Annotated in this window: 9 protein-coding genes; 5 read left to right on the top strand and 4 right to left on the bottom strand. The window is 72.2% G+C overall.

Features of this window, described 5'->3' with window-relative positions:
• Window positions 1-129: 129 nt before the first annotated feature.
• Together ACIBK8_RS29325 and ACIBK8_RS29330 are read right to left on the bottom strand one after the other, a co-directional pair.
• Window positions 130-810, bottom strand: coding sequence for a response regulator transcription factor (locus ACIBK8_RS29325; protein ID WP_030288822.1), 681 nt, complete (start codon window positions 808-810; stop codon window positions 130-132).
• On the bottom strand, window positions 807-2,132 hold the full coding sequence (locus tag ACIBK8_RS29330; protein ID WP_399044973.1) for a sensor histidine kinase: 1,326 nt from the start codon (window positions 2,130-2,132) through the stop codon (window positions 807-809). The genes ACIBK8_RS29325 and ACIBK8_RS29330 overlap by 4 nt, the downstream gene beginning before the upstream one ends.
• A 451-nt stretch (window positions 2,133-2,583) precedes the next feature.
• On the opposite strand from ACIBK8_RS29330, the gene phoU reads away from it, so the two are divergent.
• Window positions 2,584-3,261, top strand: coding sequence for a phosphate signaling complex protein PhoU (gene phoU / locus ACIBK8_RS29335; protein WP_399044974.1), 678 nt, complete (start codon window positions 2,584-2,586; stop codon window positions 3,259-3,261).
• Window positions 3,262-3,368: 107 nt separating this feature from the next.
• Window positions 3,369-3,530: a hypothetical protein gene (locus ACIBK8_RS29340; RefSeq protein WP_399044975.1), complete on the top strand. Its 162-nt coding sequence runs from the start codon at window positions 3,369-3,371 to the stop codon at window positions 3,528-3,530.
• A gap of 100 nt (window positions 3,531-3,630) precedes the next feature.
• Here the strand turns inward: ACIBK8_RS29340 and ACIBK8_RS29345 are convergent, their stop codons facing one another.
• A complete protein-coding gene (locus tag ACIBK8_RS29345) occupies window positions 3,631-4,392 on the bottom strand; it encodes a phosphoglyceromutase (RefSeq protein ID WP_227046823.1) in 762 nt (253 codons plus the stop codon).
• A 262-nt stretch (window positions 4,393-4,654) separates the two neighbouring features.
• Between ACIBK8_RS29345 and ACIBK8_RS29350 the strand changes: the two genes are divergently transcribed.
• The gene (locus ACIBK8_RS29350) at window positions 4,655-5,935 is read left to right on the top strand and encodes an MDR family MFS transporter (RefSeq protein WP_399044977.1); all 1,281 of its coding nucleotides are present in this window, start codon (window positions 4,655-4,657) and stop codon (window positions 5,933-5,935) included.
• Window positions 5,936-6,000: 65 nt separating this feature from the next.
• On the opposite strand, the gene ACIBK8_RS29355 is transcribed toward ACIBK8_RS29350, so the two are convergent.
• Entirely contained in the window at window positions 6,001-7,683 is a 1,683-nt protein-coding gene (locus ACIBK8_RS29355; protein WP_399044979.1) for a glycoside hydrolase family 55 protein, read from the bottom strand.
• A 462-nt stretch (window positions 7,684-8,145) separates the two neighbouring features.
• Here ACIBK8_RS29355 and rsgA point away from each other — a divergent pair, with 462 nt between their 5' ends.
• Both rsgA and ACIBK8_RS29365 read left to right on the top strand, forming a co-directional pair.
• A complete protein-coding gene (gene rsgA / locus ACIBK8_RS29360) occupies window positions 8,146-9,240 on the top strand; it encodes a ribosome small subunit-dependent GTPase A (protein WP_399044981.1) in 1,095 nt (364 codons plus the stop codon).
• Window positions 9,237-10,170: methyltransferase domain-containing protein (locus ACIBK8_RS29365; protein ID WP_399044982.1), on the top strand; the 934-nt coding region annotated here is incomplete at its 3' end. The genes rsgA and ACIBK8_RS29365, both read left to right, overlap by 4 nt.

The following is a 10,170-nucleotide window of genomic DNA, read 5'->3' on the forward strand; positions in this document are numbered from 1 at the left end:
CGCCCTCCTGGACGGCACCGCGCGACAGCGCTACGCGTCAGGGGCGCCCCTCCGGCTGGGAGGGGCGCCCCTGACGCGTACTGCGGGCGGCCGGCGCGGCTGTGGTGGTGCCGCGCCGCCGCGTGGTGTTTACGGCTCGAACTTGTAGCCCAGGCCGCGGACCGTGACGAGGTAGCGCGGCGCGCCCGGGTCCGGCTCGATCTTGGCGCGCAGCCGCTTGACGTGCACGTCCAGGGTCTTGGTGTCGCCCACGTAGTCGGCGCCCCACACCCGGTCGATGAGCTGCATCCGGGTCAGCACCCGGCCGGCGTTGCGCAGCAGCATCTCCAGCAGGTCGAACTCCTTGAGCGGCAGATCGACCTTGCCGCCGCCGACCGTCACGACGTGGCGGTCCACGTCCATACGGACCGGGCCGGCTTCGAGTGCCTGCGGAGTGACCTCCTCCGGTTCGCCGCGGCGCCGCAGCACCGCGCGGATGCGGGCGACCAGCTCCCGCGAGGAGAACGGCTTGGTGACGTAGTCATCGGCTCCTATTTCCAGGCCGACCACCTTGTCGATCTCGCTGTCCTTGGCGGTCACCATGATGACCGGGACGTTGGAGCGGCCACGCAGCTGGCGGCAGACCTCGGTGCCGGGCAGGCCCGGCAGCATCAGGTCCAGCAGGACCAGGTCGGCGCCGTTGCGCTCGAACTCGTCCAGTCCGTCGGGGCCCGTAGCCGCGATGGCGACCTCGAATCCCTCCTTGCGGAGCATGTACGACAGTGCGTCGCTGAACGATTCCTCGTCCTCGACGACAAGCACTCGGGTCACGGAAGGACCTCCGGGGCAGGGTGAGCTGGAAGCGGATCGTTGAAGGTCTCGTACGGCCGGTCCTCTTCGTCGAGGGCCTCCGTAGCGGCGGGGTCGGCGGGCCGTTCGCGGTCGCGTACGGCTCCGGCTTCCGGGAGACGCAGGGTGAAGGTGGAGCCCTGTCCCTCAGCGCTCCACACTGTGACCTCTCCCCCGTGGGAGGCGGCCACGTGCTTGACGATGGCGAGGCCGAGGCCGGTCCCGCCGGTGGCGCGCGAGCGCGCCGGGTCCACACGGTAGAACCGCTCGAAAACGCGGTCCCGGTCCTTCTCGGAGATCCCGATGCCCTGGTCGGTCACCGCGAGCTCGATCAGGTCGCCACCGGGGGCGGACACCCGGCGGCCGGCGATCCCGACGCGGGTGCGCGCCGGTGAGTAGTTGACGGCGTTCTCCACGAGGTTGCCGAGGGCGGCGGCGAGCTGGCCGCGGTTGCCCCATACGTACAGGTCGGAGGTGTCGGCGGCGCCGCGCACCGGGCTGCCTTCGACGGACGAGCCGGTGGGCACTCCCAGGTTCGACGCCATGGTGATCTGCTTCGCACCGGCCTGCTGGCGGCAGCGGTCGACCGCCTCCTCGACCAGTTCCTCCACCCGGACCGGCTCGGCGTCCTCCAGGGGGTCGTCGTTCTGGACCCTGGAGAGGTCGATCAGCTCCTGGACGAGGTTGGTGAGCCGGGTCGCTTCGTTCTGCATCCGGCCGGCGAAGCGGGTGACGGCCTCGGGGTCGTCGCTCGCGTCCATCACCGCCTCGGACAGCAGCGACAGCGCGCCGACCGGCGTCTTCAGCTCATGGCTGACGTTGGCCACGAAGTCACGGCGCACCGCCTCTATGCGACGGGCTTCCGTGAGGTCCTCGACGAGCAGCAGCACCAGCCGGGAGCCGAGCGGGGCGACCCGGGCGGAGACCGCGAGGGCGTCGCCGCGGCCGGTGCCGCGGCGCGGCAGATCCAGCTCGACCTGGCGTATCTCGCCGTCCCTGCGGGTGTCGCGGGTCATCTGCATCATCGGCTCGACGGCGAGCTTGCCGCCGCGGACGAGACCGAGCGCGTACGCGGCGGAGCTGGCCTTGACGACGGAGTCGGCCTCGTCCAGCACCACCGCGGATGAGCGCAGCACCGAGAGGACGGTGTCGACGCCGGGCGGGAGCACGGCGTCGGTGTGCAGGGATGTCCGCGTGGGCTTGGTCTGGTCGCGCTCGCTCCAGCGGAACGCCAGCATGGCGAAGACGCCGGTGCACAACCCGGCTATCGCTGCCACTGCGGCGACGGCCGCGTCCACGTTCATGACCCCAGGTTATGCGCCTGGTCGGACACTTCCCCAGCCGTGCGAGTGTCTGCTCGAACACCCGTCGCCCAGAGTTCACCGTGGCGTCGGTGGTGGTTCACCCCGGGCTCCGCGAACGGGCCGCCGGAGCGTCCCCCCGGACCGGCTCCCGACCCCCGTGACACCCGGAAAAGCCGCCGTCCCCTAACCCCGGCCGGCACCTCCGGACTCCCGGCGCCGCCCGGGGCCCCCGGTCGCGTCGCCCAGAGTTCACCTTGGCGTCAGGTGCGCTTCACTCCGGGTGGCACCGTACGTCGCGCGGTCCGCCCACTGTGAGCACCGTGCGGAAGCCTCTTCCCACAGTCAGGTCCGTGCGCGCACAGACCGTGGGAGCGTGGGAGCGGAGCGTGCACCGAGCCGTTCCGTACCGCGGTTTTCCCACACCACCACTCGATGCGAGAGAAGGTCACAGATGCGGGACGCGTACCACGAGGAGCTGGATTCGATCGGCGAAGGTCTGGTCGAGATGGCCCGGCTCGTCGGCTCCGCGATCGGGCGCGCCACCACGGCGATACTCGACGCGGACCTCAAGCTCGCCGAGAGCGTGATCGCCGCCGACGAGAAGGTCGACGACCTCCAGCGCGATCTGGAGGCGCGGGCCATCACCCTGCTCGCCCGCCAGCAGCCGGTCGCCACCGACCTGCGGATCGTCGTCACCTCCCTGCGGATGAGCGCCGACCTGGAGCGCTCGGGCGACCTCGCCCAGCACGTCGCCAAGCTGGCCAGGCTGCGCTTCCCCGAGACGGCCGTGCCGCGCGATCTGCACGCCACCATCCTGGAGATGGGGCAGCTGGCGCAGCGCCTGATGGCCAAGGCGGCCGAGGTCATCATCACCAAGGACGTCGATCTGGCCCTCCAGCTGGAGCAGGACGACGACGCGATGGACCTGCTGCACCGCGCGCTCTTCCAGCACCTGATGGACGACCGCTGGAAGCACGGCATCGAGACCGCCGTGGACGTGACGCTGCTGGGCCGCTACTACGAGCGGTTCGCCGACCACGCCGTGTCCGTGGCCAAGCGGGTCGTCTACCTGGTGACCGGCGAGCACGCCGACGAGATCGCTCCGCCGACGGCGGTCGAGGGCGCGTAGGGGCAGGGCGCACCACCGTGCGCCGCTGCCGCGTGCCTCCACGCGCCGTTGACGCGCCGCTCTGCGCGGGCTTGCAATGGCGGCAGGTGATCCCGAGGAGGCAATTCATGGCACTGCGCACGGACTCCCACGACGCCACCGACCGCGACGAGCCGGCGGACACCGCCCGCCCACGCCTGCCCCTGCTCGGCGCCTGCGGCTGCGGCTCCGGCTGCGGCTGCGGCTGCCAGTCCGGCGCGCCGTGCCAGTGCGGCGGCTGCTGCGGGTAGCACCGCGGACCTGGCAGAAACCGGGCAGCACCGGAACCGAGCAGCACCGAGCCCCCCGTCGGCGGACGAAACCGCAGGCGGGGGGCTCGGGTGTGGGGTGCTACTTCTTCTTGCCCTGGTTCTTCACTGCCTCGATGGCGGCCTTGGCGGCCTCCGGGTCGAGGTAGGTGCCGCCGGGCTTGACCGGGCGGAAGTCGGCGTCCAGCTCGTAGAAGAGCGGGATGCCGGTGGGGATGTTCAGGCCGGAGATGTCCGCGTCGGAGATCCCGTCGAGGTGCTTGACCAGGCCGCGGAGGCTGTTGCCGTGCGCGGCGACCAGGACCGTGCGGCCGGCGACGAGGTCCGGGACGATGCCGTCGTACCAGTACGGCAGCATGCGGGTGACGACGTCCTTGAGGCACTCCGTGCGCGGGCGCAGCTCGCTGGGGATGTCGGCGTAGCGCGGGTCGTCGCTCTGCGAGAACTCGGCGCCGTCCTCCAGGGCGGGCGGCGGGGTGTCGTACGAGCGGCGCCACAGCATGAACTGCTCCTCGCCGAACTCGGCGAGCGTCTGCGCCTTGTCCTTGCCCTGGAGCGCGCCGTAGTGGCGCTCGTTCAGGCGCCAGCTGCGGTGGACCGGGATCCAGTGGCGGTCGGCGGCCTCCAGGGCCAGCTGCGCGGTGCGGATGGCGCGCTTCTGGAGGGAGGTGTGCAGCACGTCGGGGAGCAGGCCGGCGTCCGTGAGCAGCTCTCCGCCGCGGACCGCCTCCTTCTCGCCCTTTTCGTTGAGATTGACGTCCACCCAGCCGGTGAACAGGTTCTTCGCGTTCCACTCGCTCTCGCCGTGGCGGAGGAGGATCAGCTTGTACGGTGCGTCGGCCATGGCATCGAGCGTAATCGAATACCGGCCGTGTCCCTGCCGTGCCCCGGGCGGTTGGACGGGGCACGGGGGCGCCGCGCGAGGCCGCCGGTGCCGGTCGCCCGACGCTTGACGGCTCCCGTCAATCCGGTGGCGGCGGCTCGCCCGTGATCAGTAGTTTTCGGTCAACGCACCAGCCACTGGGGTGTCGCGCCAGGGCACCGTCCGCACGGCCGGGATGCGGTCCCGCCGCGTCCGCCCGCCCACACCGCCCGGGGGAACCCTCATGTCCGCAGCCCGTCTCGCAAGAGCCGCCAGGGAGAGCGTTTCCGGTCTCCCCCGCCAGTTCTGGTGGCTGTGGACCAGCACCCTGATCAACCGGCTCGGCGGATTCGTCGCGACGTTTCTGGCGCTCTACCTGACCGTGGAGCGCGGCTACTCCGCCTCGTACGCGGGTCTCGTCGGCGCGCTGTACGGGCTCGGTGGGGTGGTCGCGTCCGTGGGCGCCGGGATCCTGACGGACCGGCTCGGGCGGCGGCCGACGATGCTGATCGCGCAGCTTTCCACGGCCGCTTCGGTCGCGCTGCTCGGGTTCATGGAATCGCCGGTCGGTATCGCCGCGGTGGCCTGCGTCGTCGGCATGGCGTCGAGCGCTTCGCGGCCCGCGGTCCAGGCGATGATGGCGGACATCGTCGCCCCCGAGGACCGGGTGCGTGCCTACGCGCTCAACTACTGGGCGATCAACCTCGGCTTCGCCTTCTCATCGGCCGCCGCCGGGCTGATCGCCGAGCACGGCTATCTGGCGCTCTTCCTGGGCGAGGCGACGCTGGTGCTGGCCTGCGCCCTGGTCGTCTTCCGGAAGCTGCCCGAGTCGCGTCCCACGGCGGGCGCCGCCGACGCCTCCGGGCCCGCCCCGTCCGCGGTCTCCATGCTGACGGTGCTGCGCGACGGCCGCTTCATGACCGTCGTCGGCCTGAACCTCCTGCTCGCGCTGGTCTTCCAGCAGGCGTACGTCTCGCTACCGGTCTCGATGGGCCAACACGGCTTCTCCAGTGCCGACTTCGGCCTGATCATCGCCGCCAACGGCGTGCTGATCGTGCTCCTCCAGATCCCGGTCACCCGTTTCATCGAGCACCGCAGCCCCGCCGCGCTGCTGATCGGCTCGGCCCTGCTGGCCGGCTACGGCTTCGGGCTCAACGCGCTGGGCGGATCGGTGGCGCTGTACACGTTCGCGGTGGCGGTCTGGACGCTCGGCGAGATCATCAACGCGCCCACCCAGATGAGCCTGGTCGTCCGCCTCTCGCCGACCCACGGGCGCGGTCGCTACCAGGGCACGTACGCGCTGTCCTGGGCGGTCGCCTCGCTGGCCGCGCCGCTGGTCGGCGGCACGGTCATCGACCATTACGGGGCGGACGTCCTGTGGGCCGGCTGCGCGGTCGTCGGAACCGTCGCGGCCGTCGGCTACGGCCTGCTGCTGCGCAACCTCCCGGCCGCCACGGGCGCGACCAGGGCGGAGAGCCGCACGGGGGCCGGCGAGGCGGCGGCAGCGGCCGAACCGGTGGCGTGAGACGCCGGACCCGTAAGGGTCTGAGCCCGTAAGGGACCGAACCCGTAAGGGACCGGCCGCGGCGCTCAGAGACGCAACTCCCGTTGCGCCTCGTACAGGTTGGGCGGGCAGGCTGCCTCCGGGTGGCCGTAGGAGGCGATGCGGGTGTGCAGGGGGCCCGTGAAGTCCGGGGTGTCGATCTGGCCGAACTCCGTCACCTCGCTGAGGGCGACGGTCGCGCTGTACGGGGCGATGCCGTCGAGCTTGACGCAGCCCGCGCGGTGGTTGGTGACGGTGATGTTCCAGTGGGTGAACCGGGCGCCGTAGAGGGGCCCGGCGCTCGCATCGCCGCCGTGCGCACCGTCGTTGGTGACGGTGATGTCGGTGCGGACGTTGGCGAACGGCAGCCCGCGGTGGCTGTCGAAGGTGCCCATCGCCATCCGGCCGCGTGACCAGACGTTGTGGCTGGACAGGCCCTCGACGTTGATGCCGTGCAGCTGGGTGCCGGGCGGCGCGGGGACGGTACGCCGGTCGATCGCGAAGTCCTCGACGAGGTTGTCGTGCGAGCCCTCACGGCAGCAGTACGGGTGGTGGCTGCCGCGTCCGGAGACGCGCGTACGGCGCAGGGTGCACGCCTTGGCGGCGACCAGGAGGAAGCCGTTGTCGGCGTGCCGGACGTGGACGTCGTCCAGCCAGCAGTCCCAGGCGCACTGGAGGGCGACGCCGTTGTAGCCCTTGTCGAGCAGGTGCGGGGACTGCGCCGTCTCGGTCATTTCGAGGGTGAGCCCCTCGACACCCGCGCCGGTCAACGGGCGTATGGGGGCGGCGAGTCGGGGCTGCCAGGCGGGGCGTGCGTCGAGGGGCAGCGGGCGGTCGATGGTCACGCAGCGCCGGTGGTGGTCGACGGACGCGACCCGGCAGGGCCACTCGTAGGGGACGTACGAGGTCAGCTTGGTCTTGTCGCTCCAGGGGTAGGACGCGGCGCCCGGGATGTCGCCGCTCATGTGCCGCAGGAGGGTGTGGTCGGCGTCGTCGGACAGGTGGAGGAGGACGCGGGCGCCGGGCCTGAGGGCGGTGGTGTCCGCCACGGTGAGGGTGTCGTCGCCCTGCCGGGCCGGTGCGGTGACGGCGGTGAGGGTGCGCCACTCGTCGCGGCGGTTGCCCGTCCAACCCTCGAACGGCCAGTCCCGGTCCTTGATCGCGTCGGTCAGCGAGTCCCAACGGGCCTGCGGGCAGAGCCAGATGAGGCCGCCCGCCCATGACCAGCTGGATTTGTCGCCGCCGTAGCGGCTCCCGTAGGGGCCGATGAGGTCGGTGAGGCTGCGGGTGGCGTGCAGGGTGGTGCGTCCGCTGCCGGCGCCGCGCAGTACGACGCGGTCGTGGCCGATCCGGATGAGGTCGTCGATGCGGTAGGTGCCGGGCGGGACGTACACCGTGCCGCCGCCGTTGCGGCCGGCGTCGCGGATGGCGCGGTTGATGGCGGGGGCTGCGTCGGCCGAGCCGTCCGGTGCCGCGCCGTAATCCCGGACGACGTCGGCCACTACGGGACGTCGGGGGAAGGCGGCGCCGCCGCGGTAGCCGGCCCGGCCCACGTACGGGATCTGCGGGTGGGTGTACGGGGCGGCCTTGAACTCGTCCCAGAGGGTGGTGTGTTGGCGGCGTCCGCCCCTGGAGGCGGCCTCGGCCGCGGCGGCCGGCACGGTGCCCGCGGCGGCCGTCGCCGCGACGCCGATCGCGCTGCCGAGCAGCCCTCGCCTGCTGATCCCCATGAGCCCGCCTTCCGTCGCCGCCGACCGAATTCAGATACGTGGACGTTGTTCACGTCACAGACGGCGTGAGGATGCCACGCGACGGGGGTCGGCGGAAGGGGGCGGACGGAAGGGGCGGGCGCTCGCCGCTCTTGGCCAGGGGCGGGCGCTCGCCGCTCTTGACCAGGACCGCAGGCCGTCCGGGCGCTCCCCTCGGACGTCACCCCGCTCTCCGGACGCGGAGGCGCCGGTAAACGGGCCTGTTACGCTTCCAGGAGCAGGGACAACCGGGTCCGCTGCGGGACCAGAAGTGGGAGGTGAGTTGATGACTGTCGTAGAGGCCGCTGCCGTGTGCAGTGCCCGGACCATCCTCACGTCCCGGGCCCCGGTCTGACCTGAAGTCCACGCCCCCGCCCGAGCCTGTCGGCAGGCGGGAGGCCCGCGCTTTGCGCCTATCGGGGTCCTTTCCCAAGGGTCTCCACGTTGTCTCAACAACCTTCTTTCCTTCCCTTTTTCCCTTCCCTCGCGGACTTCGGCTGGGATGAGGCGTGCGAGCACGCCTTCACCCCGCACCGGGCCGCCGGACTGATTCCCGCGCGGATCGTGCGGGCCGAGCGCGGCCTGTGCGAGACCGTCACCGATACCGGTCCCCTCCGCGCGCAGCTCCCGCCCACCGGCTCGGGCGACCCGCTGCCGGTGCCGTGTACCGGCGACTGGGTGGCACTGCGCCCGGCCGCACCGGGCCGGGCGCCCGTGGTGGCCGCGGTGCTGGAACGGCGGACCACGCTGGTGCGCTCCACCGCCTCGCGTACCTCACAGGGACAGCTCCTCGCCGCCAACGTCGACACGGTCGTGGTGACGGTGTCGCTTGCCGCCCCGCTCAACATCGGACGGATCGAGCGCATGCTCGCGCTGGCCTGGGAGAGCGGCGCCCGCCCCGTCCTGGTGCTCACCAAGGCCGATGCCTGTGACGACGCGCCGACCGCCGCCGCCGAGGTGTCCGAGGTCGCACCGGGCGTCGACGTGCTCGTCACGAGCGCCGTGACCGGCGAGGGCCTGGACACCCTGGCGGCCGTCGTGGACGGCACCGTCGTACTGCTCGGCCCCTCCGGCACGGGCAAGTCCACCCTCGGCAACCGCCTGCTGGGCCAGGACCTGTTGACCGTCGGTGCCGTGCGCGGCACCGACGGCAAGGGCCGGCACACCACCGCCTGGCGAGAGCTGCTCCCGCTGCCCACCGGCGGGGTCCTGCTGGACACCCCCGGTCTGCGTGCGGTCGGCCTGCACGACGCCGGGGACGGGCTGGACCACACCTTCGCGGAGATCCAACAGCTCGCCCGTGACTGCCGGTTCGCCGACTGTGCCCATGCCGTGGAGCCGGGCTGCGCGGTGCTGGCCGCCGTCGAGGCCGGCGAGGTGCCCGCGCGCCGCCTGGACAGCTACCACCGGCTGCTGCGGGAGAACACCTACGCCGCCTCCCGTACCGACGCGCGCCTGCGTGCGGACCGCGAGGGCGCCAAGAAAGACATCGCGCAGAAACTGCGCGCCACCTACGCCTTCCGGGAGCGACAGCTGTGAACCCCACCGACACCCACGGGCAGAACACCGCTCCCGACCCGGTGACCCAGGCGTTCTTCGACCTGCACCACGGCCTGCCCCGGCAGGGCCCCGGCTCGGACGCCACCACCCGGCGCCTGCTGGAGGCGGCCGGACCGCTGCCCCGGCGGCCCCGGGTACTGGACGCGGGCTGCGGCCCCGGGCGCTCCGCCCTGCTGCTCGCCCGGGAAGCCAAGGCGCACGTCACCGCGGTCGACCTGCACCAGCCCTTCCTGGACCAGCTCACCGACCGGGCGGCGCGCCTGGGCCTGAGCGAGCGCATCGTGACCGTCAACTGCTCGATGGACCAACTGCCCTTCCCCGACGGCAGCTTCGACGTGATCTGGGCCGAAGGCGCGGTCTACACCATCGGCTTCGACATCGCCCTGCGCGCCTGGCACCGCCTGCTCGCCCCCGGCGGCGTCCTCGTCCTCACCGAGATCGAGTGGCTGACCGCCACCCCCTCCGCCCCGGCACGTACCTACTGGGACGGGGCCTACCCGCTGCGCACCGGCACCGCGAACGCCGAGGCCGCCAGGGCGGCCGGCTACCGGGTCGACGCCCACTGGCCGCTGCCCGAAGACGACTGGTGGGACGAGTACTACACGCCGCTGACCGAGCGGATCGCCCATGCCGACCCGGCGCGGCCCGGCATGAGCCAGGCGCTGGCCGCGCTACAGGAAGAGATCACTCTGCGGCGCGAGCACGGCGGCCACTACAACTACGCCGCCTACGTACTCCACCGCCACAACCCCGTCCACGCACGCACGAACGGAACACCCACCATGACCAACTGGATCACCCGCCCCGAGACCCCCGCCGACATCCCCGCCATCCGCGACATCAACCTCGCCGCCTTCGACACCCCGGCCGAGGCCGACCTCGTCGACGCGCTGCGCGCCGACCCCTCCT

The organism is Streptomyces sp. NPDC050161 (assembly GCF_044460025.1).
Lineage (GTDB): Bacteria > Actinomycetota > Actinomycetes > Streptomycetales > Streptomycetaceae > Streptomyces.

Bases quoted from the DNA above. Each gene is read 5' to 3' on its own strand.
- ACIBK8_RS29330 (WP_399044973.1), bottom strand. From the start codon at position 2,132: ATGAACGTGGACGCGGCCGTCGCCGCAGTGGCAGCGATAGCCGGGTTG.
- phoU (WP_399044974.1), top strand. From the start codon at position 2,584: ATGCGGGACGCGTACCACGAGGAGCTGGATTCGATCGGCGAAGGTCTG.
- ACIBK8_RS29350 (WP_399044977.1), top strand. From the start codon at position 4,655: ATGTCCGCAGCCCGTCTCGCAAGAGCCGCCAGGGAGAGCGTTTCCGGT.
- ACIBK8_RS29340 (WP_399044975.1), top strand. From the start codon at position 3,369: ATGGCACTGCGCACGGACTCCCACGACGCCACCGACCGCGACGAGCCG.
- ACIBK8_RS29355 (WP_399044979.1), bottom strand. From the start codon at position 7,683: ATGGGGATCAGCAGGCGAGGGCTGCTCGGCAGCGCGATCGGCGTCGCG.
- ACIBK8_RS29345 (WP_227046823.1), bottom strand. From the start codon at position 4,392: ATGGCCGACGCACCGTACAAGCTGATCCTCCTCCGCCACGGCGAGAGC.